Genomic DNA, 16,585 nt, shown 5'->3' on the forward strand with positions numbered 1-16,585 from the left:
CTTTATTTTCCTGCCTGGTTAAAAAAAAAATAATGAGGGAAGAAAAGTTGCCTAACGAATATCGATTTCTTTACCAACGTTTTCAAATCCTGGGTGATTTCTGGATTTCTTCCGCTGAAGTATCAAAGGGGGGAATTGACAAAAGAACTGTTTCTATCTATGTTAGCATAATTAATCAATCCATTTTTCCTTATCTTACAGCCAAAGGAGAAAAAGAATATTTTCTTCTCACTTCATCATGAGGGTTTTTATAATTTCATTCGCTCAGTGAATAATATTCATTTTTTTAGAAGTATTAACTTTTACTAAAATTATATTCACCATAAAATTTTAACAAATGTTAAAATATGAGAATACAGATAAGGAGAATACTTTGTAGTCCTTGCAAATGATAACAATTAGAGATATGTTAGCATGAGAAGTTAAAATTAACAATACATATTATGACATTTGAACAAATCACTGAGGAAATAACCAAACACGCAGAAAGGGCCGCTGTATTGGGAGCTAAATTAAAACTTCTTATCGATGATCAAGCAGTATTTATTGATGGAACAGGGGAAAAGAATGTAGTTAGTAATGAAGATGCAGAAGCAGATTGCGTTATTATTACTTCTCAAAAAACCTTACTTCGATTGAAGGATGGCTCCCTAAAACCGATGATGGCGGTGATGACTGGAAAAGTGAAAATTAAAGGAAATATGGGACTTGCCATGAAACTCGAATCTTTATTGTAAGCCAAAAAGTCGGGTTAAAATTTTTCAGGGAATTAGCTTTTTCAAAAAGCGTGGAGTGCTATTTTTTCTGTGTTTGAATAGAGACAGAAAAAATAGCACTTTTTATTTTTCATTATTGGACTTTCCCCAAGACCATTCTGTCAAATTCTAGGAATATTCGGGAAGGCGATCAATAAATTGAAGTGGGTGTTGGCTTTTGGAAGTATGGGACTGCTATTTTATTTTAGTTGTATTTTAAAAATAGTGGAGGTTTCAATCGTGGTGTCCTGTATCGTTGTGGCTTCACATTTTCCTAGTAATGGAAAAGGAACATAATCAATAAACTCCTGTATGGTTGTGAAGTATTCAGTGCCGTATTTTTGGGAACCCTTGTAAAATACCTGATTGACAAGAAAGTACTTCTGTGGAAATTCTGTGAGTAAAACCTCAAATAGGTCATCTAGTTGAGGCAAAATATACCAAAGGATTTCAGCAAAAAGGACGCAATTAATATTATTGTATTTTTTCAAATCTCTAGTGATATCTGCTAGTTCGAAATCTAGGTGGGGAAATATCCTTTTTGCCCTTTTAATGGCATTAGGAGATATATCTAAACTTTTAGGAATTATGCCTGTTTCCTTATAGATCCAGTCTGCATAATAGCCAAGGCCGCAACCGCATTCAAGAATACTTTTTATTCCAAAGTTTTTTATATGTAAGATTCCTGCAGCCCTAGAGTATTTATTGGGTTGAGTGGATTGCTCCCAGGGATCCTCACAGTTTTGATACATCTCTTCAAATTCACCAATAAATTGGCCGTCTTTAATGACGAAATCATGATAGGTTTTCATTTTTTCCTTTTTGTTTTAAGTTGGGGTAATAGCAACTGAATTAAGTTTTTAATAAGGTGTAGTGTAATGCCAGATGGGAGGGGGCTTTAAGGGGTTTGTATGTGAAATTTACCATTTTATTGCAGTGATTTAAAAGTATTTTCTGCCAATATATAAAGGTGCAGGGAAATCCCCACGTAAAGGGTTAGGAGAGATTGTTTCTTCACTTTTATTTGTGGTAATGGTTTCACTTTTCGCTGTCTCCTTTCTTCAAATACCATGTCGAAAATAATCTTAAACCAAATCAGGATGCAAGGGAAGGCTTTAAGAACATAGGGTCGTACAAACTCATCACGAAGGGATGCAGGAAATATATCGGTGGGGGATAGGGAGGTTAATATAAAGGCATTCACAAAAAGTAGGATATTGATTTTACTTTTTCTTGATAATATTAACCAAATAGATACACCCGTCATAGCGATAATATATGTTGCTGATTCTGCTCTATGGTTAAAAATTACTAGCCAAATTAATAGAGAAGATAAGGTCAAAAGCCTAAAGGTGTAATGATTATATTTCTTGACTTGGATTAAAGGAACAAGAAAAGTACCTGCCCCAATTAAAATGATGAAATTTTTGTCCAATTCAATTCCCAACCAAGAATGTAACCACCCCATTACTGAAAACCCATAGGAAATTGCGTAATCATCTGATAACAAATTCCCATAGCTATGGATTAAAAATCTATATTGCTCCAAATTGATGTAAAAAAGGGGTATGCTAAAAACTAGAAGAGTCCAGAAGATGGAATAAAAGGCCAGTTTCCATTTTTGAGGGTAAAATAGAAATAATACAATTCCAAATATTCCGAATAATTTTATAAAAGTGGAAGAAACAATGCAAAGAGTGGCGATAAGGTATTTTTTTCTTTCTAACAAACTAAAGGATAAGATCAAAAGTCCAGCAATTAAAAGGTTTGATTGTTGATTTTGCATAGAGGTCATGGCCTCAATTAAGCAGATGATCAGGATCAGCCCCTTTTGGTATTGGTTTAATTGGGGTAAGGAGTAGATTGCCAATAATAAAATGAAACAATTAATAAAGGTCCATAAACTTAGCCCTGCCCAGTTGGGTAGAATGGAGAAAATACCAAAAAATACTGCAAATGTTGGCGTATATTTAAAAAAATCTTGGTGTTCTTGGGGATACCTTTTATATAAGTTTTTACCCTCTTTTAAATGTTGAAAGGAGCTTTTAAAAATTATGTAATTATTATAATTATAATGTTCATAGGTGAATTCTTCATATTGAATGGTTTTGCTGCCCAAGAGAATACATTGTACACTTGCCCCTAATGCAAACAAAAGGTAAATCCATGTAATTATCCTGTAATCAGCTATTAATGATCTAATTTTACTTTTCATGCTAAGCTCATATAATGAGAGCCTCAAATGAGGTTGTTGGTCTGCAAGGAAATGGAAAGGACTGAAGAATTTACTTTAATAAGAAAACTTTGTGTGAGTGTTTAGTCTTTTCAATTTAAACCTGTGGGAATGAACTGGGAATGGAATTGGTGATTGTAAATAAATTTACCTCATTGATTGGATGAGGAACTAATTTTGGGGTCAACGATCTTTTTTTGGACATTTATTGTCGTTTTCCTTAATTGGCAATGGCCTTGAGTTCTCTTAATTAGTTAAAGCATTGGTTATTATATTGGGAGGACCTGGATTTTTTTACAACATTTTTTTAAGTATTCACTCTGTCGTAGATACAATCAAAGTAGAGATTATTGCTGTAAAAATCAATTTTAAGGTTATCCATTTATGGTGCTATTATTTCTTAGGAGGTTCAATAATATTTGAGTTAGATTTTAAAAAGCACCAGACCTCTTTTTCAGGGAACAATCGAAAAAAGAAGAGAACAAAACCACTTATGCCATAATGGGTCAAATTAATTTTCAAAACTCACCAATTTCAGATCAAACTTCTTAGTACTTTAAAGGTATAAATAATGTAACAGTCTGGGCGGGGTACCTTTTATTTTCCGGTACCCCAATGTCGGCCCATTAGTCTATTTGATTTAAATGAGTTTTGATCCTCCAATGGATATAATTCCAAGAGAATAAGGATCGGTTTTCTTCTCCCTTTAAAAATTTTATTTTTCTTTTTTCATTTTTTAATCGGTACATAAAATCCAAATCTTTGTTCTTTTGAAAATGATTGTCAAGTAGGTGGATGTTTGTCTCTGACAAGGAAAGCAGATAACGTATGTCAGTTTTTTGGGAATGTTTTAAATTGTATTGGGTGATCATAACATCCCAAGGGAACAGGCTGCAGCTGATCCAAAGAAGGTAAGCTATCCAACTGTTTGACCGAAATAAGTACCAGGTGCTTTTTGCCTTATGAACCTTTATGAGGGTCGTAATAAGTCCTCCTGCCACAAGTATTAAATATATAAATACGCCTATTCTTTTGTAAGTGAGTCCCAACTCATGGATATAGGAGAGGTTTTTCCATGCGGTGGTTAATGCTAATAGAATGTTCTGAACTATCCAGGTATATGCTAGGAGCTTAAGTTTGGAATTGTCCCTGTAGAAGTTTAGGTTTTTCCTGAAAAAATAAATGATGATGGCAATGGCCAGGACTATGGAAATAATAAGGGTATTGACTCCCTGATGTACATTGGCTGAATAATTTGTTTCTTTAGACCAGGCAGAATTGGTAAGATTATATAAGTCCAGAGCATTGAAACTAAAAAGTAGGAGGTTTAGTAAGGCTAAAAGGATAAATCCAGTTAATAATTCAAATTTTAATGATAAAGGGTGGAAGGAGCGTGTTTTAAAGTTTCGCTCTCGTTGAAGTTGATTAGGAAGTTTGAGGTCTTTTTCCAGCCAGGAAACTATAGAGTTTTGTTGAAGAAGACCAAATAATAAAAGGTAACCCATTATGGTAAAAAGTAGCCAATTAATGGATATGAAATCCAGATTTATAGTTTCTACTAAATCATTAAAGGCTGGGTTGCCAGCCCTATATAAACTTAAGAAAACAAAAACAAGTAGGGTGGGAATCAGGAAAGTCAAGCTTTTTAGCAGTATTAATTTAGGACTTTTTTTTCTTGTGCGTTTTTTTGAGGCCGTGGGGTTTAGCCCCAATTTATTTATGCATCTCCATATAAAAGAGGTTGTTGCCTGGTAAATAGAGTTGGTCACTGCTGTATATAGGGATATTCTGGAATGAATGATAAAGCCCATCACTGCTAATAAAGAAATGATATTGCCCCAAATAGCCAAAGAGGTACTCCATAAAAGAATACTTGCGCTACTAATGAGGCAACCTAATGTGGTGATAAGTCCTTTTAAGGATAATAAATTGGTTTTATTCTTCCAATATAAATAGAAAAGTAGAAGAAGATTGAAAATCAGGTAATTGATGCCTGAGGCCTGTTTGTAAAATAGGGTGGTGTAGGCAAAGGTTAAGCCTACTAAGGGAAGATGATTTCGTTTCATATTTAGTTTTTGTAAAGTACTTTGAGTTACAAAGTAAATGTTTAAAAAAATTAACTCTTTTTACTGCTTTTTAATAGATTTTCTAAAGCCTCTAAATGGCTGTGGAAGGCCTTTTTGCCTTCAGGAGTAGCCTTGTATTGTGTATTTGGTTTTCTTCCAATAAATTGCTTTTGAACTTCAACATACCCGGCTTTTTCTAATGCTCTTAGGTGACTTGCAAGGTTTCCGTCTGTGACCTCTAGTAATTCTTTTAGAGCATTAAAGTCCAGTTTATCGTTGACCATCAGTACAGACATTACTCCCAGTCGGACGCGGTTTTCAAAAGCTTTGTTAATATTTTGGATCACCGTTTTCACTTTTCATATTTAATATACATGATGATTCCATATAGTATGTGTAGTACCCCAAAGCCTATGGACCAAAATAATAGGCCATACCCAATGTATACACAAGAGGTTAAACCCAGGGCGATTTCGAGCAGTCCAAGATATTGGATATCAGAATAAGTAAATTTGGATACGTTGACTAAAGCTAGACCATAGAAGATGAGGGTTAATGGGGCAACTACTCCCATATAACCTTTTTGTATTAAAATTATGCTCAAAATACCCCCTGTGACAAGAGGGATTAAAAGATGTTTTAAGATTTGTTGCGCCTGTTTGTCCCAAATTTTATTCCCTTCTTTTTTTGCTTTTTTATAAGTGAGCAGTAGGCCGGTGAAAAAGGAAAAGATTAAAACTAACAATGCATCTAGGACAAGTAGTTTTATTGTATTGAGTTCTCCCAAGTCAATTGTGCGATAACCAAAATAATTGTTGTTTTGATAAATAATGGAATAAGCGAAAAATGCTCCTAAAAGGGCGTAAAGCCCTGCCATAACTCCCGATAAGCCGCTAAGGGAAAGAAAGCGGGAGGATCGCTCCATTAGTGAACGAATCTCGGATATTTCATCAAGGTATTCTTTTGGTTGCTTCATGGTAAAGTACTTTGTGTTTCAAAGTTATTGGTTTGATTTAAATTAACAAAGGACTGTCCCTTTATTTTTAAAATTGGCTTATTCCTTCTAAGGTAAGGTTCAAATTTCCTGTGAATGAATTAATCTTTAAGTCAACTATGTGAAAATTGAGGTTCAAACATTTGAAATTGTTAGAGGTTTAGTAGTTGATGAGGTTAAATATGTAATATTTTAATTTGTTTGATTTAGCAGGTCCTGACGTATGAGGATTATGATAAACTGAAAAGGTGAATATTATCTTTTATTCCTTCCAATTTCAAACTCTTAATTTCTTCTATTGCTTATGCCTATACCGAACCCAGATTATCCTTTCAAAAAAGTTCCAATACCTGAGCCTATAAGAAAAGATGGAGCCGGAGCCAGTGATCTTGGTCCAAGAGATATTGCTAGAGATTTGGAGAATCCTGATATGCTTATTCCTCCGGTAACAGATGCGGGTAATGTTCCAAATTTGAAATTTTCTTTTTCCGACACTCACATGAATCTATATCATGGAGGGTGGTCTAGAGAAGTGACACAAAGGGAACTTCCTATTGCAACCACTCTTGCTGGTGTAAATATGCGTTTGAAACCTGGGGGAGTACGTGAACTTCATTGGCATAAAGAGGCGGAGTGGGCTTATATGCTTCAAGGAAAGGCTCGGATTTCAGCCGTGGATCAGGAAGGTCATAATTTTGTAGATGACGTGGAGGAAGGAGAACTGTGGTATTTTCCGCCTGGGATTCCTCATTCCATTCAAGGAATGGAGGAGGGTTGCGAATTTTTACTGGTTTTTGATGATGGCAGCTTTTCCGAAAGCCATACTTTCAATATCTCCGATTGGCTTGCTCATACTCCAAAAGATGTTTTGGCGACTAATTTTGGGTTGGAAATAAAGGATTTTGAACAATTGGCTGAGAAGCGAAAATTTATTTTCCAGTCCGAAGTCCCTCCTGGCATTGAGAGCCAGACAATAAAGGGGCCAAAAGGATTTCCCCCCGAAGGGTTTTCATTTAATTTAATGGCTCAAAAGGCCATAAAAACCTCTGGTGGTTGTGCTAGAATAGTAGATTCCACTAATTTTCCTATCTCTAAAACCATTGCCGCTGCCTTGGTGGAAATAGAGCCAGGAGGAATTCGGGAAATGCATTGGCATCCCAATAATGACGAATGGCAGTATTTTATCAAGGGAAAAGGAAGAATGACGGTTTTTGCCTCGGCAGAAACGGCTCGTACTTTCAATTATAATCCTGGAGATGTGGGGTATGTACCCTTCGCTTTCGGTCACTATATTCAAAACACAGGAGATGAAAAACTGGTATTTTTGGAGATGTTTAAAAGCAATCGATTTGCGGACATTTCTTTGAACCAATGGATGGCACTAAGTCCAAAAGAAGTTGTAAAAGACAATATTGATGCTTCCCCTGCGCTGATGGCCGCATTAAGAAAAGAAAAATGGCCAATTGTAAAATGAGATAACTAAGTTTAACTAAACAGAATAGGAACTAGTCACATTGTTTTTTTCTTAAACATTCTAATTTCCTTTTTCACTTCCTAATGATATCTTTTTGTTTGTGGATTTTCCTTTTGATGAAACCTTTGACCGTTCGCTTTTTTACAATTTTGTTTTTTCCTCTTTAATTACTTTTGATGTCATTGTACTTAAACTTAAGTGGGGTAGATCATTCTTCTAGTAATTAATAAGTTTTAGGGAAGAATGGTTGAAGACAAATAGGTTTAAGAAAAGTATTTTGAGGGTGGAAGTAATCGAATTAAATTTATTCTGAATAAATGATAGAAAATATTGCCATATTGTTCAATGGAAATCTAAGTTATATTCAGTGAAAATTTTAAGTAAATATTTTTATATAACCTCCCTTTAAAATTATATTTTTAGTTTGACCAATAGAAAAATAATGCATAATAAATTGAAAATTGATCAGAAAGAAGTCCTAATTAGAAGAGCCAAAAAAGAAGATGTTTCCACTGTTCTGAGCATGATTAAAAAGCTGGCTCTTCATCACCATGCCCTGGAATATGTAACTACAAATGAAGAACTCCTATTAAAAAATGGTTTCAATGGGGAAGAAAAATTCGGGGTTTTGTTAGCTGAGGTGGAGGGGGAAGTTGCAGGTTTTGTTTCTTACACAATTAATTATTCCATTTGGCTTGGCGCATCTTCCATCAATATCGATGATGTATTTGTAGAAAGTAATTTTAGGAGCCTTGGCATTGGAAGAAAATTAATGATAGCCATAAAAGAGGAAGGAATTAGAAAAGGATATCCGAGAATCCGTTGGGAAGTTGAAAAGGACAATATAAGAGCCATTAAATTTTATGAAGAATTAGGTGCATACTATAGGGAAAAAGGAATTTTTGTTTGGGAATTGTAAATGGGAATAAAGCTAAGTAGGTCAGAACTAAAATATAATGATAGAAAATAAAATTGCTCTAGTGACGGGTGGGAATAAGGGAATTGGTTTTGAGATATGTAGGCAGTTATTGGGAAATAGAGTTACCCTTATTTTAACCAGTAGAGATGAAGAAAAAGGCAAAAAGGCGGTTGAAAGATTGAAAAGCGAAAAAGGCCAACTTTTTTATCAAAAATTAGACTTGGGAGATTATAACACTTTTGAAAGTGTGAGGGGTTTCATAGAGGCAAGGTTTGGAAAGCTTGATTTGTTAATTAATAATGCAGGAATTAATCTGGAAAATTCATCTGATTCAAATAAGGAAATTAGTGCTCTGGATCCAAACTATTCAAATATTCTCCAGACTTTGGAGGTGAATACTTTGGGGCCAATGAGACTCACTAATGAGCTAATCCCATTATTAAGAAAAAGTAAGGATGCTCGAATAATAAATGTATCCAGCTCTATGGGACAGTTAAGCACTATGGATAAAGGTAGTATTGGATATAGGCTCTCCAAAGCAGGATTAAATGTAATGACCAAGGTGTTTTCCAAAGAATTGGAAGGTACATCTATTAAAATTAATGCCGTTAGTCCGGGTTGGGTGCAAACTGATATGGGCGGCAAACAGGCAAGGCTAAAAGTGGAGGATGCCGTAGACACAATCATATGGTTGGCAACAAAATCTAGCCTAACATTTAGTGGCAAATTTTTAAAAGACAGAATGGAAATTGAGTGGTGAAAATTTTCATCTTCTAAATCAGGAAGTCTTGGAGATAATTATTACTTAATTTAGTACAGGTTGGGGATTGGGAATTTCAATTCTGTAAATCTTTATTATTAACTATCCTATGTTCAATAAAATTGTAGTTGTAGATCAAACTGGTTTGCAAGATTGGGCCATTGAAGAGCTGGGGAAGTTCTCAGTCAATGGTATTATAAATCATAATGACTTTCCCAATTCGGAAGAAGAAATTATAAACCGAATTCAAGATGCCGAATGTGTTTTAGTGTCTTGGCATACACAGGTCACAAAAAAGGTAATAGGGGCATGTGAAAATCTGAAGTACATAGGGATGTGCTGTAGTTTATACGACGACCAATCTTCCAATGTAGATATAGCCTTTGCCAAGAAAAGAAATATTACTGTAAAAGGCATTCGGGATTATGGAGATGAAGGTTTGGTTGAATATATCCTTTCCGAATTAATCCGGTTAAACAAGGGGATCGGAAAGTATCAATGGAAGCAAGAGCCAGTGGAGTTGACGAATAGGAAGCTAGGAATTATAGGGTTTGGTACTACCGGAAGAATGCTTGCCGAGAGGGCAAAAGCTTTCCAAATGAATGTATATTATTTCAATAGAAGTAGAAAAGAGGAGGCAGAGCAAAATGGAGTGAAATTTCTTCCTCTACACCAATTATTAAATGAGGTTGAAATAATTTCTTTGCATCTCCCTAAAGGAACCCAACTATTAAAAGAGAAAGAATTTAAAGAATTTGGTAATGGGAAAATTCTTATTAACACATCATTAGGGTTGACATTTGATGAGTTGGCCTTCAAAAAATGGATTACAACAGAAGGGAATTTTGCCTTATTGGATGGTGACGGGATTGGAGGCTATGGGGAGGAGTTTTCCACCTATGAAAGAATCATTTCCACCAACTTGGTTTCGGGCTGGACGAAAGAAGCAAAGGAAAGATTATCAAGAAAAGTAATTGAAAATATTGAAGCATTTCTGGAGGAAATTTCCTTCTGACTAAAAGGGGATGGTCGGCAGGCTTTTAATATTAGACTTTATATGTTAAAAGGAAATGGTGAGTAGGGGATTTACAAGGGTAAACGGAGAAAGATTATGACCTTTTAGGTTATATTTTTTTATTCCTGAGTTGGGGGAAACGGGGTTGGACTTTTTTTTGAATATACCTTGTGGTCATAAGGGAAATTAATTGGGGAAATAATGATTATAAATGAATATGAGGTTGAGAAATCATTGGCCAGCTATTTCAGAAAGGTCTTTATCTTAGATAACGCTAGAAGTTCACTCATTGCAAATAAAAAATGTGTTTTACCCAATGGTTGTCCTGCTTTGTTTTTTGTGTTTGGTCAAGGAATGCGGTTTACAACCGCGAAAATTGAGACAGAACATAAAGAAGGTGTCTATCTAACCGGGCAATTGAGCAGGGGGGTAGAAGTGAGGTTGTGGCCTTATACTAAAGTGATAATACTTCAATGCTATCCTTGGACTCCTTCTTTGTTTACTACAATTGATCTGAGTTCAATTAAAAACGCCTACGTGCCGGTTAGTGAGGTGAACAAACCTTTCTATCATAAGTTTCGTGAATTTTGTCCAGAAGATGAGAAATCTCTTATTGGTTTTCTCCAGAAAAGTTTTCCTAATTCCTTAAAAAAATCTTCCACAACAGACCTGATTCAAAATAGTTGTAGTATTCTCTATAATCAAAATCCTAAGTTCACCATACAAGATTTAAGTCTTCATTTAGGATATTCTTCTAGGTATATTGAGAAGAAATTCAAAAACCATTTGGGATTATCTCCAAAAGAGTTTTTTACTATTATAAAAATTCGACAAGCGGCTCAGCAATTAGCTTTGGGATCTAAACGATCCAATATGACGCAGTTAGCCATGGAATTTGGTTTCTACGATCAGGCTCATTTTATCAAGGCATTTAGACGATTAGCTCTTATTTCTCCTCGAGAATTTGATGTTTGCAATTATATCCTTTCAGGACATTGTCACTGTTAGTGAGAGATTTTTCCATGCAATGATAAGGTTTTCATGATTAACTATAGCTTGATTTTCTTAAGTTATGGGATTATCCTATGGGCAGAATGAAATTTTGGCTCTCCTTTTAAGTAATCTTTTCTTATCAAATAGAATAAAAAAGTAAAATAGCGATAGGCTGTTCGCATTTTTACAATTTTAATTTTTTTGGATCAATTAGTTTTGTTGGAAATAATCAATGGCATCATTCCTCTCAATACGTTGTGTTATTTTGCAAGGGTTTGAGAGGGCTTTTTAAACTTATTGTGAAGGATAACTGGTTATTTGGATTTGGTGGGGGATTTAGACCTACTACGGATTAGGTTATTCTTCCCATTATCATTTTTTATAAAGTCAAAGAAATTTACGTAACCCCAATTTTAATCTTTTATTATGAAAACAATGTACATTATTAAATCTATTTTTATCCCATTAGGTGTGCTTATTCTTTTGAATAGTTGTGGTATAAAAGGTGAAGGCGAGGTAGTGAGTCAAACCCTGTCTCTGGAGCCTTTTGACGTTTTACAATTGAACCTTGATAATGTAGATGTATTCCTGAAACAGGATACGGAACAAAAGGTAACGGTTTCGGGTCAGCAAAATATTATTGATAATTTGAATACTAATGTGAAGGACAACAAATGGGAAATTGATGTTCAAAAGAATACTAGGTCCTATGAAAGGCTTACTGTTTATATAAGTGTACCCGAACTGAAGGAGATAAAAGTGACGGCCGGCGGTAATGTCTTCACAGAGACTCCTTTTGTTAATCTCAATCATTTGAATTTAGAAATGAATGCAGACGGGCAAATGAATCTGGATGTTGAGGCAAATTCCATTAATGCAAAAGTGGATGCTGATGGAGAAATAGGAATACGTGGAACTGCTGACGAAATTTTTTGCGATATGAACGCCTCAGGGAAAATTTCCTTTTCTGCATTACAGTCAAAAAATATAGAGGCTGAAATAAGAGGCGACGGTAATATTTCCTTAGAAGGTACTACCCAAAATTTGAATCTGGATTCTAATGCTGGGGGGGGACTTGATGCGTTTGATTTGGAAAGTACTAACGCCACTATTTTGATTAGAGCCTCAGGAGATGCGAATGTGACCGTACAGGAGAAGTTAAATGTAACCATAAAGGCTAGTGGGGATGTCTATTATAAAGGAAGGCCAATCATTAATCCGGATATATCAGCTTCAGGGAAATTGTATGATGCCAATGAAAATTAACTGTTGGAGATTATGAATAGTTAATGCTTGCTTTTGCCGACGTTTCATTAGAACGTCGGTTCTTTTGTTTTTATAAACTCCCATTTATGGGGTCTTTTTTGGATCCGGGTTTTGATAGGCTTTTATTCGGAACGAGTAGAAAGATTTTTAAATATTGTTTGGAGAAGGGAGTAATAATAAATGAAAGTATTTAATAAAGAATTGGGTGAACCATTTTACCAATTCTTGATAATGTTAAGTCAGTGCAGTTATGATCTTACCTGAAATACAAAGGGTCCTAATGAGATTTTCTTTCAAAAAGCCGATCTGGATTTATTCGTCATGGACTTTCACTGGTTGAAGCTACCAAAGAAGTTAATTATTCTGAGTTGAACTATGTAGAATTAGAAGTGCATGACATGAGAAGGGACTTTAATATGGTGCTCAGCGATTGATATGTAACTTCACCAATTCGCTGCCCTAATCAATAAATTTATATATCATAAACTAATCTTGAAGGGAATAGATATCGATATGTTATCAATGTAGGAGAGGAAATTGTTATATCTTGTTTTCCCTGTTTTTGACCCTGCCTGCTTCAGAAATGCCTAACAAATGCTATACTGAGAAGGGTTTCTTGTAACCTTTTGCCCTAAAGTAAGTACCCATACTGATTTGCTGCAAAATTTCATGTTCAAAAGTTTTATAACAATTTTTTATTATCTTATATAGCCCATGATGTGAATGTTTCTAAGGTGTTTATTCCTTTTGAAAATGTTTTACAGATATATATTTGGATGTGGCACAATTTAAAAGGTAATGATCATACGGGGAAATCTCCACTTATTGAATACATAATGTGTGGTTAAGTGAACTTTCAACTGATAATAAAGTGGAGTTGAGTATTTTTTTGGGTATCACTGCTGGGAAACGGTGGACTTTAAATAAGGAGCTCAAAATTCGCTAAGGACTTTGGATGCTAGAACCCAAGAATAACCATCTTATTAATGTAAATACAGCAAATGAATATAAGCTGGATAGTTGTATGGGAATTGACTATGAACAAGGGAGAAGGATAATTGTGGAAAGGGAGAAATTAGGCTTTTCCCATCCCTTGACCAACCAAAGAAATTCGGACTTGAGGGTTTTTTTAATCCTATCTCTTTCGGTCTTTGAGAGGGTCTTAAGTAAGCATTAGGCTGAGAGTTTTTAAGTCTAGCTTTGAAGAGAGCAGATCTCGGGTATTGTTGAATTTGAACTTGACTTCAACTGAATGAATCTCAAACTTTTAATCTTTAGATGATGAGTTATAATTTTATACTAGTGGTATTCGCTTTTGTCGCAAGTTTTATTTTTTCAAAATGTAGCCCCAAGCGTACAGTTGAAATTCCCGACCTGGTGATCAAAAATGTAAACGTTGTCCCTATGGACGAGGAAAGGGTAATTGAAAAACAGGATGTTTTAATTAAAGATGGAAAGATTTTGAATATTATTCCGGCCAAAGATATGCTGGATTATAGGTATTCGGAAAGTGTGGACATTATTCAAGCCAATAATGAATATTTGATTCCAGCCTTGGCCGATATGCATGTGCATATGGGGTGGGGTAATAAATATTTTCTAGACCAATTTTTAGGCTATGGGATCACCACAGTACGTGTTATGAATGGAGCACAAGTACATCTTGATTGGAAAGACAGTATTCAGGGGGGAACGCTTCGTGGGCCAGATTTAATTGTTGCTAGTGAACTAATTGATGGTAACCCTCCATCTTGGGGAGAGGCTCATTTTACCCCCATTGTTACTGATCCTGATTCTGTTGAATGGGTTGTAGATGATCAGATGGGAAAAGGTTTTGATTTTCTCAAATTATACTCACGTTTATCTCCTGAGGTATATAAAAAATTTCTAGAGGTTGCAGCAGATCGAAATATTCCAATAGCTGGGCATCTTCCATACCGTGTACATCCCGATAGCCTTCTTTCTCCTCAAACAGGATCTGTAGAGCACTTAAGTGGATATCCGCGAATGATATATGGTGGGCCTATATTAAATGAAGCCCCTCCAAAAGATCATGGTATTGATCTTATCGCAGCAAAATGGATAGATACCAAAAAATTAGAAAAGGTGGCACAAAAAACCGTTGAATTTGGTGTGTGGAATTGTCCTACCCTCGTTCTTTATGAGAACTCTAATGACTCTCTTTTTGTGAACACATTCTCCGAGTCTGAAGTAGCCAGAAATTTACCAAAAGGCTTAGTAGATTGGTGGCAAAATAGTGGTGGTTTTTCAGGAGAAGATTATAAGAGATTGGTTCAGCTAAACAGAACAATTGTAAAAGAACTTCATAAAACAGGTGCAAAGCTATTGGCAGGAACAGATACCCCTAACCCTTTTCTTGCCCCTGGTTACGCTCTTCACCAGGAATTGCAATGGTTAACTAATGCAGGATTAAGTCCTTATGAAGCTCTAAAAACTGCCACCGTTAATCCTGCTTTGTACCTTGGAAAAGAAGCCAAGAAAGGAAGAGTTCTGAGAGGGATGGATGCAGATCTTTTGTTAATTAGTTTTAATCCACTGGAGAACATCGAAAATACTTTGGACATTAGAGGAGTAATAAAAGGTGGTGAATTCATGTTTAAAAGTGATTTATTGAAGCCACAGCAATAGATGAGTTCTTAAATTATCACTTTTTTAAATCAATTAGGTCATTGTGACATAATTGAGCGGCCCAATAATATCAAATATCCCTTGATGATTTCTTACAATCAGTCAAGGGTTTTTTTTAATCACCTAAGAACAATAATTATAGAGTGTTTTATGTCCTTTCATTAGCGAGCTTCAAAAATTTAACAAATGATAGAATACCTTGTTTTAAGCGGCTCAGTAATAGTATTGATTGAGTAAAAAGTATTTTAGATTTTTTCTCTTCAAATTTCCTTTCTTTATTCTTGTCAGATTTGTTACGGAGATCAGTTGATTTAATAAAATTTAATTATTTTTATATTTTATATAATTTTTCAAACAATTAATACTAACTTAAATGTTATAATCAACTAAATCATTCATAACCATGCAACAAAGCCAAAGTGATCAAAGAAGGATTAAGGACATTCAAGAAAGAGTGAATGAATTGAAATCCCAGTTAAGTGAAACCAGACAGCAATCCGTTGAGAAAGTTGAAAAAGAAAAGCAACGTTTCCGTCATTCCCTAGAAGTTGCCCATAAGCAAATTCAGGAAGTTAAGCAACATGCTAGAGAAGAGGGGGCAAATCTTGAAAGAGAATTTAATGACCTCAAAAACCAATTAAGCCAGGAACGGCCAAGAGACATTGCTTCCATTAATGATCAAAAGAGGAAAATTGATAGATCCTTTTCAAGTTTTAAGTCTGACATTTCCAGAGCAATGCAAAAGGTGTCCCAAAACTTAAAAAACACATTAAATCAGACTTTTAGGGATATAGAAAATGAAAAACAAGAATTAGACGCCCGTTTGGAAATACAAAAAGGAAGATTTTCGGAAGATCAACCTCAATATCAGCAAACTTTTAGAAATAAAAAGAAACAGGTTGAAAACGACATTGAAAATATTCAGCGGGATATTAATAAAATCCAGAAGGAGCCAAAAGAAAAACTCAGTCAATACGCCAATGAAATAAGCCAAAAATATCAAAATTTAAGAAATCGAATATCATTTTAAGGGGATAAAAATAAATTTCTTTTTCCTATGCCTCATTTCAGATGAGGCTTTTTTTATTGGCTTGCCATCTGGTAATCAGTCATTCAAATTCTTAAGATGATACCATGATTTTAAGTATAGGCTTCCGTGCCGTAATTTGGTTTTCTCCTTTATTATATCCTGATCTTCTGTTGTTTATAGGTTGTTTAAGTCTTTGTCTTTTAGCTTTATTTATGTCTTGGATGGAACTCAGAGTTATTTTCATGATTTGATCAAATTTAGCTGAAAATCAGAGATTTTAATACATAAGAAATGCTCACAAAGATCCTCATCAAAATTCACAGTCAATCTATATTGGCAAGGTAATTGCAAATCTTCTTAACAATAATAAAAAGAAACTAAAAAAATGAGGTAAGCATTTGAAGTTTAAGAATGCTTGATCTCAGAGAATT

16 protein-coding genes are annotated in these 16,585 nt (G+C 34.8%); 11 read left to right on the forward strand and 5 right to left on the reverse strand.

Annotation, left to right across the window (positions count from 1 at the left end; translation table 11 throughout):
• A partial coding sequence (locus tag E1171_RS20240) for a TetR/AcrR family transcriptional regulator (protein WP_222931555.1) occupies positions 1–242 on the forward strand: 242 nt, incomplete at its 5' end.
• Between the two features lie 201 nt (positions 243–443).
• Positions 444–737, forward strand: a complete 294-nt coding sequence (locus E1171_RS20245) for an SCP2 sterol-binding domain-containing protein (protein WP_155207887.1) — start codon at positions 444–446, stop codon at positions 735–737.
• Positions 738–955: 218 nt separating this feature from the next.
• Here E1171_RS20245 and E1171_RS20250 read toward each other — a convergent pair whose 3' ends face one another.
• The 5 genes from E1171_RS20250 to E1171_RS20270 all read right to left on the reverse strand — a co-directional run bounded on the left by E1171_RS20250 (position 956) and on the right by E1171_RS20270 (position 6,030).
• A complete protein-coding gene (locus E1171_RS20250) occupies positions 956–1,567 on the reverse strand; it encodes a class I SAM-dependent methyltransferase (RefSeq protein ID WP_155207888.1) in 612 nt (203 codons plus the stop codon).
• A gap of 116 nt (positions 1,568–1,683) precedes the next feature.
• Positions 1,684–2,970 carry a glycosyltransferase family 87 protein gene (locus E1171_RS20255; RefSeq protein ID WP_155207889.1) on the reverse strand — a complete coding sequence of 429 codons (1,287 nt, stop codon included), beginning with the start codon at positions 2,968–2,970 and terminating at the stop codon, positions 1,684–1,686.
• 644 nt (positions 2,971–3,614) lie between these two features.
• Positions 3,615–5,054: a DUF4153 domain-containing protein gene (locus tag E1171_RS20260; protein ID WP_155207890.1), complete on the reverse strand. Its 1,440-nt coding sequence runs from the start codon at positions 5,052–5,054 to the stop codon at positions 3,615–3,617.
• 50 nt (positions 5,055–5,104) lie between these two features.
• On the reverse strand, positions 5,105–5,410 hold the full coding sequence (locus E1171_RS20265; RefSeq protein ID WP_187696556.1) for a transcriptional regulator: 306 nt from the start codon (positions 5,408–5,410) through the stop codon (positions 5,105–5,107).
• Positions 5,407–6,030 carry a hypothetical protein gene (locus tag E1171_RS20270; protein ID WP_155207891.1) on the reverse strand — a complete coding sequence of 208 codons (624 nt, stop codon included), beginning with the start codon at positions 6,028–6,030 and terminating at the stop codon, positions 5,407–5,409. Before E1171_RS20270 ends, E1171_RS20265 begins: the two co-directional genes overlap by 4 nt.
• 322 nt (positions 6,031–6,352) lie before the next feature.
• Here E1171_RS20270 and E1171_RS20275 point away from each other — a divergent pair, with 322 nt between their 5' ends.
• From E1171_RS20275 to E1171_RS20315, 9 genes are all read left to right on the forward strand, one after another.
• Positions 6,353–7,522, forward strand: coding sequence for an oxalate decarboxylase family bicupin (locus E1171_RS20275; protein WP_155207892.1), 1,170 nt, complete (start codon positions 6,353–6,355; stop codon positions 7,520–7,522).
• Positions 7,523–7,964: 442 nt separating this feature from the next.
• On the forward strand, positions 7,965–8,441 hold the full coding sequence (locus tag E1171_RS20280; RefSeq protein WP_155207893.1) for a GNAT family N-acetyltransferase: 477 nt from the start codon (positions 7,965–7,967) through the stop codon (positions 8,439–8,441).
• 37 nt (positions 8,442–8,478) lie between these two features.
• Complete coding sequence (locus tag E1171_RS20285) at positions 8,479–9,201, forward strand: SDR family oxidoreductase (protein WP_155207894.1); 723 nt, start codon at positions 8,479–8,481, stop codon at positions 9,199–9,201.
• 109 nt (positions 9,202–9,310) lie between these two features.
• On the forward strand, positions 9,311–10,216 hold the full coding sequence (locus E1171_RS20290) for an NAD(P)-dependent oxidoreductase (protein ID WP_155207895.1): 906 nt from the start codon (positions 9,311–9,313) through the stop codon (positions 10,214–10,216).
• Positions 10,217–10,417: 201 nt separating this feature from the next.
• A complete protein-coding gene (locus tag E1171_RS20295; protein WP_155207896.1) occupies positions 10,418–11,224 on the forward strand; it encodes a helix-turn-helix transcriptional regulator in 807 nt (268 codons plus the stop codon).
• A gap of 411 nt (positions 11,225–11,635) precedes the next feature.
• Positions 11,636–12,475, forward strand: coding sequence for a head GIN domain-containing protein (locus E1171_RS20300; RefSeq protein ID WP_155207897.1), 840 nt, complete (start codon positions 11,636–11,638; stop codon positions 12,473–12,475).
• Between the two features lie 955 nt (positions 12,476–13,430).
• The gene (locus tag E1171_RS20305) at positions 13,431–13,652 is read left to right on the forward strand and encodes a ComEA family DNA-binding protein (RefSeq protein WP_155207898.1); all 222 of its coding nucleotides are present in this window, start codon (positions 13,431–13,433) and stop codon (positions 13,650–13,652) included.
• A gap of 101 nt (positions 13,653–13,753) precedes the next feature.
• Positions 13,754–15,124, forward strand: coding sequence for an amidohydrolase family protein (locus E1171_RS20310; RefSeq protein ID WP_155207899.1), 1,371 nt, complete (start codon positions 13,754–13,756; stop codon positions 15,122–15,124).
• 403 nt (positions 15,125–15,527) lie between these two features.
• The gene (locus E1171_RS20315; protein WP_155207900.1) at positions 15,528–16,154 is read left to right on the forward strand and encodes a GumC domain-containing protein; all 627 of its coding nucleotides are present in this window, start codon (positions 15,528–15,530) and stop codon (positions 16,152–16,154) included.
• Positions 16,155–16,585 lie beyond the last annotated feature (431 nt).

It is taken from the genome of Xanthovirga aplysinae, assembly GCF_009711365.1.
In the GTDB taxonomy this organism is placed as follows: domain Bacteria; phylum Bacteroidota; class Bacteroidia; order Cytophagales; family Cyclobacteriaceae; genus Xanthovirga; species Xanthovirga aplysinae.

What these genes read in the sequence shown, in the direction of transcription:
- E1171_RS20310 (WP_155207899.1), top strand. Translation starts at nt 13,754, where the DNA reads ATGATGAGTTATAATTTTATACTAGTGGTATTCGCTTTTGTCGCAAGT.
- E1171_RS20300 (WP_155207897.1), top strand. Translation starts at nt 11,636, where the DNA reads ATGAAAACAATGTACATTATTAAATCTATTTTTATCCCATTAGGTGTG.
- E1171_RS20280 (WP_155207893.1), top strand. Translation starts at nt 7,965, where the DNA reads ATGCATAATAAATTGAAAATTGATCAGAAAGAAGTCCTAATTAGAAGA.
- E1171_RS20295 (WP_155207896.1), top strand. Translation starts at nt 10,418, where the DNA reads ATGATTATAAATGAATATGAGGTTGAGAAATCATTGGCCAGCTATTTC.
- E1171_RS20305 (WP_155207898.1), top strand. Translation starts at nt 13,431, where the DNA reads ATGCTAGAACCCAAGAATAACCATCTTATTAATGTAAATACAGCAAAT.
- E1171_RS20245 (WP_155207887.1), top strand. Translation starts at nt 444, where the DNA reads ATGACATTTGAACAAATCACTGAGGAAATAACCAAACACGCAGAAAGG.
- E1171_RS20315 (WP_155207900.1), top strand. Translation starts at nt 15,528, where the DNA reads ATGCAACAAAGCCAAAGTGATCAAAGAAGGATTAAGGACATTCAAGAA.
- E1171_RS20290 (WP_155207895.1), top strand. Translation starts at nt 9,311, where the DNA reads ATGTTCAATAAAATTGTAGTTGTAGATCAAACTGGTTTGCAAGATTGG.
- E1171_RS20275 (WP_155207892.1), top strand. Translation starts at nt 6,353, where the DNA reads ATGCCTATACCGAACCCAGATTATCCTTTCAAAAAAGTTCCAATACCT.
- E1171_RS20285 (WP_155207894.1), top strand. Translation starts at nt 8,479, where the DNA reads ATGATAGAAAATAAAATTGCTCTAGTGACGGGTGGGAATAAGGGAATT.
- E1171_RS20250 (WP_155207888.1), bottom strand. Translation starts at nt 1,567, where the DNA reads ATGAAAACCTATCATGATTTCGTCATTAAAGACGGCCAATTTATTGGT.
- E1171_RS20260 (WP_155207890.1), bottom strand. Translation starts at nt 5,054, where the DNA reads ATGAAACGAAATCATCTTCCCTTAGTAGGCTTAACCTTTGCCTACACC.
- E1171_RS20270 (WP_155207891.1), bottom strand. Translation starts at nt 6,030, where the DNA reads ATGAAGCAACCAAAAGAATACCTTGATGAAATATCCGAGATTCGTTCA.
- E1171_RS20255 (WP_155207889.1), bottom strand. Translation starts at nt 2,970, where the DNA reads ATGAAAAGTAAAATTAGATCATTAATAGCTGATTACAGGATAATTACA.